The organism is Paenibacillus sp. UNC217MF (assembly GCF_000686865.1).
GTDB lineage: Bacteria > Bacillota > Bacilli > Paenibacillales > Paenibacillaceae > Paenibacillus_B > Paenibacillus_B suaedae.
Window position 1 is genome coordinate 198,555 of record NZ_JMLT01000013.1, and the last position, 16,806, is coordinate 215,360.

Below are 16,806 nucleotides of genomic sequence, written 5' to 3' on the forward strand. Positions count from 1 at the left end.
ATACCAACTTTATGTGAGGCTTTCTCTAGGATATTAAAGTTTACGATGAGGACATGAAGGTATCATTTATAGGTGACATAAGGAATGTTCCCCCGCCTTGTTTAGTATGTAACCGGTTTACATGGTAGTGAAACAATATTTTGGAAGGAATGATAAGAGTGAAGACATTGTGGAAATGGCTGCGCCGTGGATTGTTGACGGTCATCGTATTGTTTATTCTGCTTGCTGGAGCGGCGTATTTTTACATTCAACCGACTACGGTATTAGGCTGGCCTCCTCAAGTGGATGTGTCCTTGTCAGAACGTTTGGAGCAAATCGTACACAATCGTTCTCTTACGATACAATTTAGCGAAGAAGAGATTAATGGACTGGTATCCAAGCATATGCAGGAGACAGAACCTTATCGCTCGTTGAAGGAAAAGTGGAATATTAGTGGGATGAAGACAGAGCTTGCGAACAATGAATTGGAAGCAACGATTCAATTGGAGCCTATCTCTTATGTTCAAGCAGAGCTCAAGATTACATTCCAATTAGAGTGGGATGATAGCAGTCAATCAGTACGTGTAGTGCCGACTGATGCCCGCGTGAAGGACATTTCAATCCCTCTCTCATGGCTGTCATTGCAGACGAAGGAATTTTCCCTATCGTCAGAGCTGCCGCATTTGGTTAAAGTAAAAGAAGTGAAGTTCTTAGAAGATGGCTGGAAGTTCCGCTTTGGGCTGAAACTTTAGTACGGAGTAAGATAGCCTATTTGTTGCCGATTGCTAGGTTCATGTTAGGATTGGTGTGTTAGATAGGACGATAGAAAAGGACGTGACAGTTTGCCTAATCGTGAACAACTGCTCCAATTGCAGATGAATTTCCGCTCTATGTTGCGTGGGATGCGCACCCAATGGGATCGGCATTTGGAACTGCATAACCTCAATGTGAATATGACTCAATTTGCAGTACTGAATCTTCTATTTCGCAATGGGGCAATGAAAGTAACAGATGTAGCAAAGGAGCTTCGCTTGACACCGGGAGCCGTGACGGGCATAACCGATAAGCTCACCTTGCTGCAATATGTTACACGCAATCGAGATGCACTTGATCGTCGCATTAATTATTTGGAGCTTACAGAAGCCGGGCATGAGAAGGTCAAGGCGGTGGAAATCCAGCGTGAGATTGTGTTCTCACGCTTCTTCGAAGGAATTCCGGATGAAGAGTTGCTTCATTTCATTCACATCTGTCAGCAAGTCAACCTCAATCTGGATGAAATATCACAAGTTGGGGAGTAATAATAGCATCACATGATGCTGGATGGAATTATGGACATGAGAATGTCCGCGCCTCCTGCGACCAAGGAGTGAAATGACCGTGAGCAACGGTTGGTGGTTGATCGTTCATGCTGTTGTTGTGCTTGGACTTCTCTATATGCTGTATGTCATGCAGAAGAGGCATGTGTCCTTTACGAAGCGGGTATTTGCTGGGCTCGGCTTAGGGATTGTATATGGAGCGCTTCTCCAGCAGCTATATGGAGCTGGGCATGATATTGTACGTGTGCTCAACGATTGGGTGTATATCGTGGGTGGTGGCTATGTACGTCTGCTGCATATGGTCGTCATTCCGCTGATTATCGTATCTATCATTTCCGCGATCTTGCATGTGACGACGAGAACGGGTGTTGGCAGGATGAGTGCAGTGATTATAAGCATCCTGATCGCGACGACTGCCGTTGCAGCTGCTGTCGGCATCGCATCTGCGCTGGCCTTCAATTTGTCCGCTGTAAATATGGAGGCGGGACAACAAGAGACAGAACGTGGGCAGCACTTGAGTGAACAGGTCGGAGAAGTGCGTGATATGACGATCCCGCAGCAGGTACTGGAGTTCATACCTACGAATCCATTTCTCGATATGACAGAGGGAAGAAGAACTTCTACCATTGCAGTTGTTATTTTCTCTGCCTTTGTTGGAATTGCAGCATTAGGTGTGGCTAGGAAGAAGCCTGAGCATGGGCGAACGTTCACCTCTATCATTGATTCGCTACACGCGGTTGTTATGCGGATGGTGACATTGGTGCTTCGATTAACGCCGTATGGTGTTCTTGCGTTGATGATTCGCGTTGTGTCTACGACAGCACCAGCGGAGATATGGAAGTTGGGCCGATTCGTAATTGCTTCTTACGTTGCACTGATTGTCATGTTTATCATTCACCTGCTGCTTCTTGGGTTATCGGGGATATCGCCTGCACGATACGTGAAGCTCGCAACTCCTGCCTTGGTATTTGCCTTTACGTCACGTACAAGTGCAGGTTCTATTCCGATCAATGTGGAGACACAGCGGGATAAACTTGGAGTACCGGAGAGTTTTGCGAATTTTAGTGCGTCGTTCGGCGCTTCAATGGGGCAGAATGGATGTGCAGGCATATATCCTGCCATGCTGGCCGTTATGATTGCACCTACTGTGGGAATGAATCCGCTCGATCCATGGTTTATTCTGCAGCTCATAGCAGTTGTTGCGATCAGTTCCTTCGGTGTTGCGGGTGTTGGAGGAGGAGCTACATTTGCCGCACTAATTGTGCTGTCCTCGATGAATTTGCCGGTTGGCTTGGCGGGACTGTTAATTTCTGTAGAGCCCCTAATTGATATGGGGCGCACCGCGCTAAATGTAAATGGATCCATGCTGGCGGGCGTATTATCCTCTCGTTGGCTAAGACAGTGGGACAAGGAAGCATTTCTCCGTGGTGAGAGCCGTTCACCTTCCGGGGAAGAATCGTAGTTGAATATCGATATGAAAAGTTAAGCATTACAAAAGGCTCGTCATATGGACGAGCCTTTTTGTCATTCTAGTATACTGCATAGAGTGATATGGCGATTATGACACTCGTCTTCCCGTCACAAGGGAGATGATGAACAGAACGAGGAAGATAAAGAACAGTACTTTGGCGATGGATGCTGCTGCTGCGACGACCCCAAAAAAACCAAACACACCTGCAATTACAGCGATTACTAAAAATATAGCTGACCATGTAAGCATAAGCAGTTCCTCCTTGTTATAATTTTACGAAGATAGGATTGGGCCGAGTAGATTGTCTATGCTGCTCGATTGTCGTGGCTTGCATGATGATTACCACAGCTGGAGGACAGCTAAACAATTGGGTATTTTTGTTTCACAGTTCTGCTTTCAGGGTATTTATTCATAATTGGTATACGGAAAATTGTGTTATGCTTGGGAATGCGGAGAAAGGCGGTATTCATCTATGTTATTGGAAATTAGTGCATTACTCGCAGCAGCAGCGTTTGCGGTGCTGGTGTTCTATCTGATTCAAACACTGCTGTCAGCCAAACGCTCTCTGGAGCGGGCTGCCGATACCCTTGAGCAAGTACAGCAGACCGTGAATTTATTGAGTGGCGACTTGCAAGGTGTCGCCAAAAATGCAAATGAACTCTCTCTAGAGCTGTCTGAGCAATTAAAGAAAATGGAGCCAGTGATGGACTCTGTTCAACATGCCGGTGAAGCCTTGAACGAGATCTCAATCGCTGCGAAGCAGGTATCAGTAGGACTGGTTAAGGGGGTACGTCGAGCCGCAGGGCGATTTGAACGTAAGCCCGCCCCTGATAGACGAGTGTCTAAGGAGCATCAGACAGCAGCGTCTGCGCCTGTACCAGCACCGCTGCAGGCGGATACTGCTGTGATAACACAGGAGCCACTGGGTGAAGCCGAGCATAAGCAAGAGCGTGAACAATCACCGCAGGGACAAGGCCATTCCCATTCCACAGCTAGCCAACAGCAGGATTGGAAGGAATGGGTCGATATTGGGACGAAGCTGTGGCAATTGTGGAGACAGCGCGCATAGTGCGGGAGAGCCGGTTAACAGTTTGGTTAACCGGCTCTCGTTTTTTTTCACAGGCAAGTAACAAAAAGAGATGATCTTCTTTGGCCTTTTCCGGTATAGTGGTAGTTGGGAATTATGGGGGGCTATGTCGAAAAGGCACGAACTATATCATAATCGATGAGGGGAGGAGAGTATGATGAACGTTCTCGTCGTTGATGACAATCCGACGAATGTCATGCTCATTCGGGAAATCCTTCGTAAAGCTGGCTATGACGGAGTGCAGACTGCTTCATCAGCCCATGAGATGTATCAAGTTCTTGGGATGGATGGGCCTCTTGGGCCTATGTATGTACCGGATATTGATCTTATTTTATTGGATATGATGATGCCGGAGATTGATGGACTGGAAGCTTGCAGCACGATCCAACAATACTCTGAGCTTCGGGACATTCCGATTATTATCGTAACGGCGATTGGGGATTCCAATATGCTCGCAGAGGCATTGGATGCGGGTGCGGTTGATTACGTCACGAAGCCGATTAACAGGGTGGAGCTGCTGGCTCGAATTCGGCTAGCGCTGCGCTTGAAGCGAGAGAAGGATTGGCATAAGGAACGTGATCGCCATATTCGCGATGAATTAAGCTTGGCCGCGAAGGTGCAGAGCTCTGTGTTGACAGAGCCTTATCAAGATGAACATATTACGATCAACGCACTATATCAGCCTTCTGAGGAGCTGGCGGGAGATCTGTATGCTTGGTTCCCGCTGGGCCAAGGCAGATATGGAATTATTATAATCGATGTTATGGGGCACGGCGTATCCTCTGCGCTGCTGTGTATGTTCATTGCTTCCGTTCTTCGGGACGCCGTCATGCAGATCGAACAGCCGGATCTTGTGCTTAAGCGATTGAATACGAAATTCCATCAGCTTCATATGAACGGGAATTTAATGCTCTATTATATGACGGCATTATATGTGGTTGTTGATACGAACAAGGGATGCATCCAGTATGCGAACGCAGGACACCCTCCTGGCGTTGTCATGATGGAGGATGGTGAGCTCATAACCTTGGAATCTACCGGATATCCAGTAGGCATGTTCCCAGAGCTTGAAGTAGAGACCAAAGAAGTGAAATGCGACTCACGTGCTCGAATTGCAATGTATACGGATGGGTTAATGGAAACGGCAGGCAACAGCGTGGAAGAGGCTATGGAGCGCATTGCCAATATTCTTCGACACGAGAAGACGCTGCAGAGCAGTTCATGGGACGAGCTGTTTGCACCTGGTTCTGATGAGGACAGTGAGGATGACAAGTGTCTGATTTGGGTGGATGTTCATTGATTTAGAAGGAGGAGCAGACAGTGAAGTTACGCACGAAATTAATTGCTGGCTTCGTTCTGTTCATGCTTATCATATCCGGACTTGGCTGGGTGTCTTATGATCGCATGAGCAGCTTGCAGCAGGATCTGGATCAGATTTATACGGACAGCTTCCGCAAAGTGGAACTTGCCTTTTTGATTCGGGACGACATGGACAATATCGCCAGCGTGCTGGTGACCGATATGCTAAACCCGAATGTTAACGGCGAAGAACTGTTGCAAAAAGGGAAGGTTTACCGTGATGATATTGTTAAATCGTTCAGGGAGTTGACGGCACAATATTCAACGGCGCAAGAGAAGAAGCTCATCGAGCTGGCGATACGCGATTGGGACAAGTACGACGAATTCGTCAACAAGTCAGTAGAGCTCACCACCAACAATAAATATGAAGAAGCCAACGCATTGCGAAATAAAGAGGGATTGGAATATCAACGCAACTTGAAAAACAGTGTGGCCGATTTGGCCAATCATCATGAGATGTCGATCGACAATCAGGTGCTGGAAGCGAAGAAGCATTATGAGCAGTCGATTACTTTGACGGCCGGTATAATGGTGCTGGGGCTTGTCGTTTCCTGCGCGATTATGTTGTGGGTCATCCCAAGTGTGACACGGAATTTGAATACGATGTCCATCATGATGCGCAGTCTTGCCCGTGGAAGGCTTCGTATTGTACGTAAGCTTGAGCCGCATACGAATGATGAGATTGGAGAAGTCATTCAAGTGTTCAAGCGGATGGCAGAAGACTTGGAAGCACGCAAGAAGAATGAGGAATTGTATCGGAAGGCTCAAGAAGAGCAAGCATGGATCGATGGAAATGCAGCACGTGTTACAGAGCTTCTGAATGGAGCCGCTACATTGAATCAGGTGGGGCAGATGTTCATTAGCGAGTTCGTGCCGACACTTGGAGGACAATATGGCGCCCTGTATATTCGGAATGAGACGGATCAACCAGATGTATTCGAACTGTTCGGTACTTATGCAGCTGCTGACGATTTGAAGGCTGAGCGAACAATGGTTGTTGGGAAAGGCCTGCTCGGTCAATGTGTCGTGGATGAGAAGCCAATCATTATAAGCGACATGAAGGATTGCTCCATTCGAATTGAATCGGGCGTATGTCAATCTCAACCGATTGAGCTTATCTTATTCCCGATAATGTTCGAACGCAGAGTGATTGCGGTGCTAGAGATGGCATCATTGACGAAGATGTCACCTGTACAGCACCGACTGCTCGAAAAGCTCGCACAGAAGCTCGGGGTCATCGTACATACGATCTCCGGACGCTTGCGTGTAGAGGAATTGCTGCGTGAGTCACAGGCGCTTGCCGAAGAACTGCAATGCCAGTCTGAGGAACTGATGACACAACAGGAAGAATTGAAGCGCTCGAACGAGCATCTGGAATCGCACACAGAAGCATTGAAGCGTTCTGAGGAGATGCTCCAGCGTCAACAGGAAGAACTGGAACACTACAATACGGAACTGATCGCGAAGACACGTGCGCTGGAAGAACAGATGCTGGCAACCCAAGAGAAGAACGAAGAGCTCGAAGGAGCGCGAACGATATTGGAACGCCAGACATTGCAGTTGGCCTTGGCTTCGAAGTACAAGTCTGAATTCCTCGCTAATATGTCTCATGAACTGCGTACTCCGCTTAACAGCTTACTGGTGCTGTCCCAATTGCTGGCGGAGAATAAGGAAGGGAACTTGGGACAGAAGCAGGTCGAGTATGCGCGTACGATTAACATGTCCGGTTCGGATCTGCTTAAAATGATTGATGAAATCTTGGATTTGTCCAAGATCGACGCAGGTAAGATGAAGTTGAATTTTGAAACTGTCTATTTGAGCGAATTGGCCTCCTTTATGAGCGACAGCTTTGAGACAATTGCAGAGCAGAAAGGGCTTGAGTTCAAGGTAGAGATAGATCCAGATCTGCCCAGCTCTCTAGTAACTGATGGGCATCGAGTGAAGCAGGTTGTACGCAATTTGATTGGCAATGCATTTAAATTCACAACGAAGGGCTCAGTAACCCTTCACATTGCGAAGGCGAAGCCGGAGCAATTGCCTTCCCCGCTTCAGGAAGCGGTTGAGCCTTATTTGGCGATACATGTTGTAGATACCGGGATCGGCATTCCGAAAGATAAACAAGATTTGATCTTCGAAGCGTTCCAGCAGTTGGATGGTACAACTAGCCGAAATTACGGCGGCGCAGGGCTCGGTCTGTCCATCAGCCGAGAGTTGGCAAGACTGCTTGGCGGCAAGCTGCAGCTGGTTAGTCGAGAGAAGGAAGGCAGTACGTTTACCTTCTTCCTTCCGATGAAGGCGGTAGAGCCTTCATCGATTCCAGTTAACTCCACCGTTGCTTTGTATGAAAAGGCGATCGCAGAAGCCCAAGCGGCACTAACCGTAGAGGGCGAAGAGGGGCATGCATCAGAGGAACGCAGTAAGCTCGTCAAGCCTCATATGCCGCAGATATCTGCGAACCATGAGGCTATGCCTCTTACTGCTTGGGAAGAAGCGTTGCTCAAGGAAGTCGCTGTTTCCGAAGAAGTGGACGGACATAAGTGGCCATTCGGAGAGAAGAAGCTGCTGATCGTTGAAGATGATGGTCCGCAGCGACAGTCTCTAATTGCCTTAATTGAAGGAGCGGACGTAGCCGTTACCGCGGTCTCTACCGGAACGGAAGCACTCAAGGTACTCGGGGAAGAGAATTTCGACGGTATGGTGCTGGATTTGCTGCTTCCTGATATGACAGGATTTGAATTAATGGATGAAATTAGTCACCACTCCCGAATCCGTCGTATCCCGATCATTGTATACACTGGCAAACTGCTGGATGCGAAGGAAGAGACGGAACTGAAAAAGCGCGCACAGAGCATCATTATTAAGGATGTGAAGTCTCCTGAACGTCTGCTGCAAGAAACGATGATTCTCTTGAAGCGTTCGGAGGAAGTTCAGCTAAGCGATGAAAAAGAAAACCAGGGACCAAGTGATATGCTGCTGTCAGGCAAGCGGGTACTGCTCGTCGATGATGATGTGCGCAATGTATTTGCGCTATCAAGCGTGCTAGAGCAGTACGATATGAATATCGTGTATGCTGAAAATGGACGCGAAGCACTTGAAGCATTGGATGGGGAAGAGAATTTCGACCTCGTTCTCATGGATATGATGATGCCGGAGATGGATGGCTATGAAGCGATGCGCCGTATTCGCGAACAGCCTCGATTCGAGAAGCTGCCGATCATAGCACTGACGGCGAAGGCGATGAAAGAAGATCGCAATAAGTGCATTGAGGCAGGAGCGTCAGACTATGTCAGCAAGCCATTTCAGACGGAACAGCTGCTTTCATTGATGCGAGTATGGTTATATAAATAACAGGTAAGCAATATGTTGACATGATGAATGAAGGAGCAAGGATAAGATATGAACGGAAACGGGCTCGGTTTACATGATGAGAGAAGAAGACCCCAGGATTCGGACCGAGAACGCATTGAGATTGAATTGCTGTTAGAAGGGGTTTATCGAGTTTATGGTTATGATTTCCGGGACTATGCGTATCCTTCGCTCAAACGGCGCATTTGGCATCAAGTGCATGAGGAAAAGGTAGACACGATTTCGGAGCTGCAGGGCCGAGTACTCTATAATCGGGAATGCTTGCAGCGTTTTGTCCGCAGCCTATCGATCCCCGTTACCGAAATGTTCCGGGATCCCTCCATGTTCTTGGCATTTCGTCAACAGGTCGTCCCTATGCTGCGTACGTATCCGTATATTCGGATATGGCATGCGGGTTGCTCGACAGGAGAGGAAGTATACTCCATGGCGATACTGCTTCATGAGGAAGGGCTGTATGAGAAGACCAGGCTGTATGCAACCGATATGAATCCGCTATCGCTGCAGAAAGCCAAAGAAGGCGTATGCCCGATGGACAAAATGCGCACATACACCAAAAATTATTTGGAGGCGGGCGGGACAAGCTCTTTCTCTGAATATTATACGGCTTCTGGAGAGGGCGTTGTCATTCATCCTTACTTGCGTAAAAATGTAATTTTTGCAGAGCATAACCTGGCAACAGATCGATCCTTTAATGAATTTAACGTCATCCTATGCCGCAATGTAATGATTTATTTTAATGAGCCGCTGCGCAACCGGGTTCATGATCTTTTCTATGAGAGCTTGGCGCCACTAGGTGTGCTTATTGTCGGAGGCAAGGAATCCTTGCATTTTACAGGGAGAGAATCTCAATACGAGGAGATCGATCGTAACGAGAAGATTTATCGTAAAATACGGTAGGAGGCACAATTGTGAACACCTTGGAACCAATCAATATTTTGCTCGTTGACGATAGGCGCGAGAATTTACTTGCACTTGAGGCCGTGTTGTCCGAGGAAAGCTATCGCTTGGTCAAGGCTACTTCAGGCGAGGAAGCTTTGCGCCACTTGATGAAAGAGGAATTCGCCGTTATTGTGCTGGATGTTCAAATGCCAGGCATGGATGGGATCGAGACGGCCAAATGGATTAAGGCTCGCGAGAAGACGAAGAATATTCCGATAATATTCGTATCCGCGAACTATAAGGAAACCGAGCATTTATTTGCTGGATACTCAGCGGGTGGGGTTGACTATATGGTCAAGCCATTCGTCCCTCATATTTTGAAGTCGAAGATTCATAGCTTCGTTGGTATATTCCTGGCACAGAAGCGGCTGCAGGCGCAGAAGATGCTTCTCCATCAGAAGACGAAGGAACTTGAGCGGATGAACAGTGAGCTGGCAGCTGCTAAGGAAGCAGCGGAGCGTGCGGCACTTGCTAGAACACAGTTTTTAGCAATGATGAGCCATGAGATTCGAACGCCGATGAACGGGGTGCTCGGAATGGTTGATCTGCTGCTCGACACTGAGCTGACAAGTGAGCAATCGAACTATGCGGAGTTGATCCGCAAGAGCGCCGATACACTGATCAGGACGATTAATAACATTCTTGATTTCACCAAGATGGAATCAGGCAAGCTGGAATTAGAAGAATTTCCGTTCGATACGAACTCGCTCATTACAGAGGTTTATGAGCTGTTCATGGTCGAGGCGAATAAGCGGGATCTGACCTTGTCGTATTCAATGGATGAGGATGTGCCATCGTTATTGTATGGAGATATGCTGCGCGTCAGGCAGATCCTTATTAATCTCGTAGGAAATGCAGTCAAATTTACGAATCGTGGGAATGTCAGCATTTATGTGTCCATCATCGAAACGAAGCGCACGGGGGAAGGCAATAAGTTCCATGTCCAGTTCGATGTACGGGATACAGGAATCGGTATTCCAGTCGATAAGATGGAAGGGCTGTTCCAGCCATTCGCACAGCTTGACTCTTCTATGAACCGCAAGTATGGCGGAAGTGGATTGGGGCTTGCCATTTGCAAGTCGCTTGTCCAATTGATGGACGGGGATATTCGTGCCATACCGGTACCAGAAGGGGCCCTATTTACATTTGACGTATGGTTGAAGGAATGTGGCGAGTAGCCGTCGCATTCTTTTCCCATTGTTTCGATTTAGATGAAGAAGGTTATTTACCAATAAAGTACATTTAACAAGTTTACCTATGTATAGGAGAGGAACATGATGAACGGAAAAAAGTTTGCAGTTAAGACGGTACAGCAAGAGGGACAAGTAATTGTCCAGACTTGTGGAGATTTGGATTTGGCAGCAGCGAAAGAGTTTCGTTCCACGATGGAACCGATTGTGAACGATGCGAACACAGAGCTTACCTTAGATCTGAAAGAGCTGACGTATATTGATAGCACAGGGATTGGAATCTTGATCTCGATATTGAAGATGCGTCATGAGCAGAAGTCAGCTTTCCGTATTGTAAATGTACCGACACATGTCCAAAAACTATTTGATATGACAGGTATTTCGAAATTTCTGACCCCACAAGCCTAACAAATGAACGATGAAAGGGACTGAATCAGAATTATGGAACACGCAAGAGAATGGAAGCTCGTTAAGTTATCATTGCCAGCACAAGCCGAATATGTGGAGTTGGCACGGTTGACTTTGTATGGCATCGCAAGCCGTATCGGATTCTCCTATGAGGATATAGAAGATATGAAGGTAGCGATTTCGGAAGCTTGCAATAATGCAGTGCTATATGCGTATGATTCGCAGGGTGGAGTCGTTGAAGTACTGTTTGAGGTTGCTGAGGATGAGATTGGGATCATCGTACAGGATGAGGGAGCGAGCTTTGATGCAGCAAGCAAGACCAGTGGGATGGAAGGCTTGCATGACAAGCAGCTTGAAGATATTCAGGCCGGTGGTCTTGGATTTTATTTAATGCAGGCGTTGATGGATGAGGTTGAAGTGATGAGCGTCGATGGTCACGGCACCGTTGTGAAGATGAAGAAGCGCCTGCAGCGAAGCGGGGAACTTCTATGAGTGCTGTCCCTCAACAACATTCATCCGAGGAAGCAACACGGCTCATACATGAATATCAAGCTACAAATGATAATGAGATTGCAACGATCCTCATTCAGAGATACGATCCCATGGTCAAGATGGCCGCAGGCAAGATTTCACGCAACCGTCCGGACTTGTATGAAGATTTGATGCAGGTCGGCAATATGGCATTGATTCGCTTATTGAAGCAATTCGATAGTTCGTTAGGTGTTCCGTTCGAAGCTTATGCGATGAAAAGTATGATTGGGCATATGAAGAACTTCTTGCGGGACAAGTCATGGTATATACAAGTTCCACGCCGGATTAAGGAAAAAGGTGCGCTCGTACAGCAGACCATTGATGAGCTGACAATGAAGCTTGAGCGGTCGCCTAATGTAAATGAGATTGCGGAGAAGTTGGAATTGTCCGTCGAAGAAACTGTCGAAGTTCTAGCCGGTCGAGAGTGCTATCATTACGTCTCCTTAGATACCCCATTATCGCAGGATGAGAGTGCTGCGACATTGGGAGAGCTGATTCGCTCTGAAGCCGACGATTATGAATCGGTGGAACGCAAGATGGATCTGATGGAGGCTATGAAGGAACTCAAGCCAGAAGAACAAAATGTATTGGCACTTATATTTAATGAAGGATTATCACAGCGTTCGGCTGCGGATCGTCTCGGCATTTCCCAAATGAGCGTATCGCGCATCCAGCGGCGTGCAACGGAGAAACTTAAGAATATATTGACATCGAATAATTCTTCGTAGAAAAAATGAAGATGCTTGTCTATATAGACAGCATCTCCATTTTGTGCCTGCTATGATGGTCTAGATGCAATTCTCATGAAAGATTAGATACCATTTACTATTCCTTCTTCAACTCGTCCGCAATTTCCTCTGCTACGTCTGCAGATGCTTCCTTCAACTGATTTGCAGTGTTGGCTGTTGCTTCCTTTACGGTTGCAGCGAACTCCTTGGACGCTTCCTTCACGCTGCTAACGACTGCACCCGCTTTTGATCCAACCGTTTTTACGGTTTCAGCTGTGCGGGATCCAAGATCTGTCGCCATTTCTTTTGTTTTGCCGCCTACTTGCTGTGCCTTATCGCTTATATCTGAGCGCAGCTCGCGTCCGGATTTCGGCGCAAGCAGCAGAGCTGCCGCCGCTCCTATCGCGCCCCCGATGAGAAGTCCCTTTACAAATGTGTTGCAATCCATTTTTGCGTTATTGCATTCTGTGTTTTGACTCATACTAACCTCTCCTTTTGTGGTAGTCGAATGTCTTACTAGAGGATTACACAATTTTAGGAGGTTTGAAACAGAGGCACCCATTATCTGTACCTATCGAGCGCTTCTCTTGCGGTCTCTTAGCCACTGCATCGCCATAATGGTAAACAGAAGCCAGATTGCACCTGCTGTGTATCCGCCCAGCACATCGGTTACGTAATGAACACCCAAATAAATGCGGCTAAGCCCGATGCATACAATAAGTAATACCGTAAGCACAAGCACATATCCGGCAGGCTTGCCCTGTTCTTTTAAGTGAACCCATATTAAATATCCAATCATGCCGAAGAAGGCAGTACTAACCATGGAGTGACCGCTTGGAAAGCTGTAGCCATGTTCAACGACCCAGTGTTCCCAGTCTGGTCTTGCCCGCTGGAAGCAGATCTTCAGGCCTTCATTGACCAAGGCGCCTCCCAGCGAGACAGTCAGAAGGCTTATGGCGTCCCATCTGCGCTTGTACACGAAGGCAAGGAGTACAATAAGTATGCCAGCCAACGGTACAACGACACGGCTAGATCCGATATGGGTGATCCATGTGACGACAGTTGTTAAGGTAGGGGAGGCTGCTTGGCGTACCGTATCCGTTACGTAGCGATCGAAGTCAGTCGTTTGATTCAGAAGAACACTTCTAGTGATAAAAAAGAAAACGATAGCCAAGATAAGTGTCGCGGCAGCTCCCCCCAGAAGATTTAGTGCGAACTTGCGTTTTGCTTCTGGCGAAACGCCCCGATATTGTTGTTTCACAGTTGTCAACACTTCTCCTTTAGGTGTATGTTTACATTACAAGATGTCCGCTGATGATTCTTAAATCACGATTTATGGACAAAAGGTAAATATGTAATATCAATAACATATTTCCATGCTTTGTTGCAACTGGAAGAAATGAAAGGAAGACGAACATGAATGAACGTCTAGTAGAGGAAACACGTAACGGCTGGCTGGAGTGCGAGCATCGCGGTGCAATCTGTGGTGTCGATCGCCATCTGCAGCCTCAATATGCGCTTGGAGATATATATACACCGATGTTCCTGCGTTCGGCAGGCAAGCCATTGCAGGCGATCCCTGTTGTTCGCAGTGGGACACTTGAGCATTATGGGCTGCAAACTCGAGATTTAGCGTTGATGACAGCGTCTCACCGAGGAGAATCCATTCATATTGATACGATGGAACACATTATGCAGTGTGCGGGCCTCGAAGAGAATCATTTGATTTGCTCGCCCTCTTTTCCATTGAACGAAGAAGTGAAAGAGCAGTATTTGCGAGATGGAGGAGAACGCCGGAGAGCGTATCATAATTGTGCTGGCAAGCATTTCGGCGTCCTTGCATGGAGCCATATGATGGGCTGGGATCTGGCGACTTATACGGAACCTGAACATCCCGCGCAGCAAGAGATTACACGTACAATCGGCGAGATGGCAGGTGTTGATCCAGAACAGATGCATGCAGGTACGGATGGCTGCGGTTTCCCGGTGTATGCACTTCCGCTTCAAGGACTCGCAACGGCGTATGTGAAGATCGCCTGCCCAGAGCTTATTAAGGATGAACCGACTCGCCAGGCTGCAGAGCGCATCCGCAATGCAATGCAGGAGCATCCATTATTAGTTGGCGGTACGAATCGGATTGACTCGCTGTTGATGGAGGATAAGAACATCATAGCCAAGGGCGGCTTCAAAGGAATATTTGCCTTCGGACTTCGTCGTGAAGGTCTGGGCTTCGCCTTCAAGGTAGCGGATGGTTCAGATGAGGAATGGGCGCATATTGTTGCATCGATTCTCGAACAGATTGGTTATGAGGAGAAGTCGACAATTGAGCGTATTCGTCGCGTGTTCCCAGGCACAATTCGGAACGACAACGGTCGTGTGGTCGGTGAACAGAAGACGGTATTTCAGCTTCAAGCATTGAAGTGAGCGGTATGATGCGCAATTTCGTTGTAGTATGACATCATAGAAGAGGTGAGCTAATGAATCCCATACTCTTAGAGGTTATCGGTACGACAGTGCAAGAGGTGAAGGAAGCGGCGCTGCATGGAGCAGATCGCATTGAACTGATTACTGCATTTTCAGAAGGGGGACTAACCCCTAGTCTCGGGCTCGTTGAAGAGGCTATAGCTTCCGTAAGTATTCCGGTTAATGTGATGGTACGGCCGCATAGCCGTTCATTCGTGTATGATGCGGACGATCGAGCAACAATTGTTCGGGATATTCGCTTGTTACGTGAAACTGGAGCGAATGCTATTGTTTTTGGCGCGCTTACACCGGAAGGGAAGGTAGACGTCGATTTGCTTGAGAGAGTGTTGGAGGCAGCCGGCGATTTGCCGCTGACCTTCCATCGCGCGATCGATAAGTCTGCCGACCTGCTTCAAGCCTTGGATGTTCTGCTTGTTTACCCACAGGTGACTACTGTACTGACATCGGGCGGTCAGCCAAGCGCTCTGCAAGGCCTTGCGTGTATCCAGTCCATGGTGCGGCAGGCTGCTGGCTCGAATCTGGGGATTTTGGCTGGCAGTGGCCTGACCGCGGAGACGGTGGTTGATTTCACAAGGGAAGCAGGAGTGAAGCAGGTTCATTTTGGATCGAATGTACGCATAGGCGGTCATGCCCTAGCACCAATTGACCCTGAACGTCTGCGGGCTTTGCGGTCGTCGCTCAATACAATTACGGAATAATAAAAATAGCTCCCGAGCCGCTTTGCTTATGCACTGTGCGCTAGGAGCTATTTTTCGTTTGGTTGCAACTGGTGATGCGATACGACAAAGTATTAGGAACGGCGTAATTTGCCGAGCTCAGAGACAATCGCCTCTACTTCACTGATGCTGAAAGCAGGCTTGCTCATAATGATATCGTAAATATCCTTAATGTCGTCATATTGCTCTACGGAGAACGCTGAGGACTGCATCGCTGCTGCCGTAGCCATCTTCAATTTATCCTTGATCACATCAATCATCATTTCTACATTGGCTTGCGTTCTTTCATTGGAAACCATGGTTCTCCTCCTTAGACGCTATTGCGATAACGTCCTATTCAACATGTCCGTATTGTATCACGAAAGCAGTGGAAACAAAACGATATCCTCGCGTAATTCAATGTTCGTCCCCGAGGCATTTCTTATGCTTCCTTCCTTATTGTGCCTTGCTTGGCATCGGTGGAATTGTACAGTAGAATGTGAATCATGTAGCAGAATGAATCATGTAGCAGATTGAATCATGCATCAGATTGAATTATGAAGTAGGATTGATCAAGAAGTACAAAGAACAGAAGGAGCCCTCCGCCCATGCAAGTCAACGGCAATATGAATAAGGTATACGAACAGAGCGGCCAGAGAACGCGCTGTACGATAGATCGTCTCCAAGATTGGCTGCGGCAAGTCGCAGACAAGCATCAAGGTCAGAACGTTATGTTCGTCTGCATCGGTACCGACCGATCCACAGGAGATGCGCTTGGACCCTTGGTTGGCACCCGACTTGCGCAGCGTGGATTGCAGGTGGTAGGGACCATGGAAGAGCCATGTGATGCCACGAATTTGCAATCCCGGTTATCTGCGCTGCGGGATCATGTTGTGACGGTTGCAATCGATGCTTGCCTCGGACATCCAAGCTCCGTAGGACAATATCTGGTCAGCCACTCCTCCTTGCAGCCAGCAGAATCGGTTGGCTTAGCTATGCCAGCGGTGGGTCAGTACAGCATTGCTTGTGTCGTGAATGTGAATGGCCCGAAGCCGTATTGGACATTGCAGACGACTTCCTTGCATCACGTCATGAAGATGGCGGACGAAATAGCGGATGCTATCATCGAATCATTTCTTCCCGAGCCAAGCATAAATACCGAATAACCTCCATACAAATGATGTCGTGGGCCAAAAAAAGATGGAGCCGGATCGCCCTCCGCCTCCATCATTCGGGTTCATACAGATGTGCGT

The 16,806-nt window shown here is 47.8% G+C and carries 17 protein-coding genes and 1 pseudogene; 14 read left to right on the top strand and 4 right to left on the bottom strand.

Going from position 1 to position 16,806, the window contains the following annotated elements:
- Positions 1-158 precede the first annotated feature (158 nt).
- The 3 genes from BP95_RS0109450 to BP95_RS29990 all read left to right on the top strand — a co-directional run bounded on the left by BP95_RS0109450 (position 159) and on the right by BP95_RS29990 (position 2,757).
- Complete coding sequence (locus BP95_RS0109450; RefSeq protein WP_021255310.1) at positions 159-731, top strand: hypothetical protein; 573 nt, start codon at positions 159-161, stop codon at positions 729-731.
- Positions 732-821: 90 nt separating this feature from the next.
- Positions 822-1,277 carry a MarR family winged helix-turn-helix transcriptional regulator gene (locus tag BP95_RS29985; protein ID WP_051614034.1) on the top strand — a complete coding sequence of 152 codons (456 nt, stop codon included), beginning with the start codon at positions 822-824 and terminating at the stop codon, positions 1,275-1,277.
- A gap of 136 nt (positions 1,278-1,413) precedes the next feature.
- Positions 1,414-2,757 (top strand): L-cystine transporter, encoded by a 1,344-nt coding sequence (locus BP95_RS29990; RefSeq protein ID WP_419181936.1) that lies wholly within the window; start codon positions 1,414-1,416, stop codon positions 2,755-2,757.
- 96 nt (positions 2,758-2,853) lie between these two features.
- Here the strand turns inward: BP95_RS29990 and BP95_RS32345 are convergent, their stop codons facing one another.
- Positions 2,854-3,015 carry a DUF1328 domain-containing protein gene (locus BP95_RS32345; protein ID WP_021255307.1) on the bottom strand — a complete coding sequence of 54 codons (162 nt, stop codon included), beginning with the start codon at positions 3,013-3,015 and terminating at the stop codon, positions 2,854-2,856.
- Between the two features lie 223 nt (positions 3,016-3,238).
- Here BP95_RS32345 and BP95_RS0109470 point away from each other — a divergent pair, with 223 nt between their 5' ends.
- From BP95_RS0109470 to BP95_RS0109505, 8 genes and pseudogenes are all read left to right on the top strand, one after another.
- Positions 3,239-3,835, top strand: a complete 597-nt coding sequence (locus tag BP95_RS0109470; protein ID WP_021255306.1) for a DUF948 domain-containing protein — start codon at positions 3,239-3,241, stop codon at positions 3,833-3,835.
- Positions 3,836-4,010: 175 nt separating this feature from the next.
- Positions 4,011-5,153 carry a SpoIIE family protein phosphatase gene (locus tag BP95_RS0109475; protein ID WP_028532004.1) on the top strand — a complete coding sequence of 381 codons (1,143 nt, stop codon included), beginning with the start codon at positions 4,011-4,013 and terminating at the stop codon, positions 5,151-5,153.
- Positions 5,154-5,173: 20 nt separating this feature from the next.
- Entirely contained in the window at positions 5,174-8,560 is a 3,387-nt protein-coding gene (locus BP95_RS0109480) for a response regulator (protein WP_028532005.1), read from the top strand.
- Positions 8,561-8,608: 48 nt separating this feature from the next.
- Entirely contained in the window at positions 8,609-9,475 is an 867-nt protein-coding gene (locus BP95_RS0109485; RefSeq protein WP_021255303.1) for a CheR family methyltransferase, read from the top strand.
- 11 nt (positions 9,476-9,486) lie between these two features.
- Positions 9,487-10,677: pseudogene (locus BP95_RS0109490) on the top strand (ATP-binding protein); the annotation flags it as partial.
- A gap of 117 nt (positions 10,678-10,794) precedes the next feature.
- The gene (locus BP95_RS0109495; RefSeq protein ID WP_021255301.1) at positions 10,795-11,115 is read left to right on the top strand and encodes an STAS domain-containing protein; all 321 of its coding nucleotides are present in this window, start codon (positions 10,795-10,797) and stop codon (positions 11,113-11,115) included.
- A gap of 33 nt (positions 11,116-11,148) precedes the next feature.
- On the top strand, positions 11,149-11,607 hold the full coding sequence (gene rsbW / locus BP95_RS0109500; RefSeq protein WP_021255300.1) for an anti-sigma B factor RsbW: 459 nt from the start codon (positions 11,149-11,151) through the stop codon (positions 11,605-11,607).
- Positions 11,604-12,374: a sigma-70 family RNA polymerase sigma factor gene (locus BP95_RS0109505; protein ID WP_028532007.1), complete on the top strand. Its 771-nt coding sequence runs from the start codon at positions 11,604-11,606 to the stop codon at positions 12,372-12,374. The genes rsbW and BP95_RS0109505 overlap by 4 nt, the downstream gene beginning before the upstream one ends.
- A 97-nt stretch (positions 12,375-12,471) precedes the next feature.
- On the opposite strand, the gene BP95_RS0109510 is transcribed toward BP95_RS0109505, so the two are convergent.
- Complete coding sequence (locus tag BP95_RS0109510; RefSeq protein WP_021255298.1) at positions 12,472-12,855, bottom strand: YtxH domain-containing protein; 384 nt, start codon at positions 12,853-12,855, stop codon at positions 12,472-12,474.
- Between the two features lie 90 nt (positions 12,856-12,945).
- On the bottom strand, positions 12,946-13,635 hold the full coding sequence (locus BP95_RS0109515; RefSeq protein WP_021255297.1) for a phosphatase PAP2 family protein: 690 nt from the start codon (positions 13,633-13,635) through the stop codon (positions 12,946-12,948).
- Positions 13,636-13,790: 155 nt separating this feature from the next.
- Here BP95_RS0109515 and BP95_RS0109520 point away from each other — a divergent pair, with 155 nt between their 5' ends.
- Complete coding sequence (locus BP95_RS0109520; protein ID WP_021255296.1) at positions 13,791-14,798, top strand: asparaginase; 1,008 nt, start codon at positions 13,791-13,793, stop codon at positions 14,796-14,798.
- A gap of 53 nt (positions 14,799-14,851) precedes the next feature.
- Positions 14,852-15,556 carry a copper homeostasis protein CutC gene (locus tag BP95_RS0109525; RefSeq protein ID WP_021255295.1) on the top strand — a complete coding sequence of 235 codons (705 nt, stop codon included), beginning with the start codon at positions 14,852-14,854 and terminating at the stop codon, positions 15,554-15,556.
- A 92-nt stretch (positions 15,557-15,648) separates the two neighbouring features.
- On the opposite strand, the gene BP95_RS0109530 is transcribed toward BP95_RS0109525, so the two are convergent.
- On the bottom strand, positions 15,649-15,873 hold the full coding sequence (locus BP95_RS0109530; protein WP_021255294.1) for a DUF1128 family protein: 225 nt from the start codon (positions 15,871-15,873) through the stop codon (positions 15,649-15,651).
- A gap of 288 nt (positions 15,874-16,161) precedes the next feature.
- Here BP95_RS0109530 and yyaC point away from each other — a divergent pair, with 288 nt between their 5' ends.
- Positions 16,162-16,719, top strand: a complete 558-nt coding sequence (gene yyaC, locus BP95_RS0109535) for a spore protease YyaC (protein WP_028532010.1) — start codon at positions 16,162-16,164, stop codon at positions 16,717-16,719.
- The last annotated feature ends 87 nt before the right edge of the window (positions 16,720-16,806 follow it).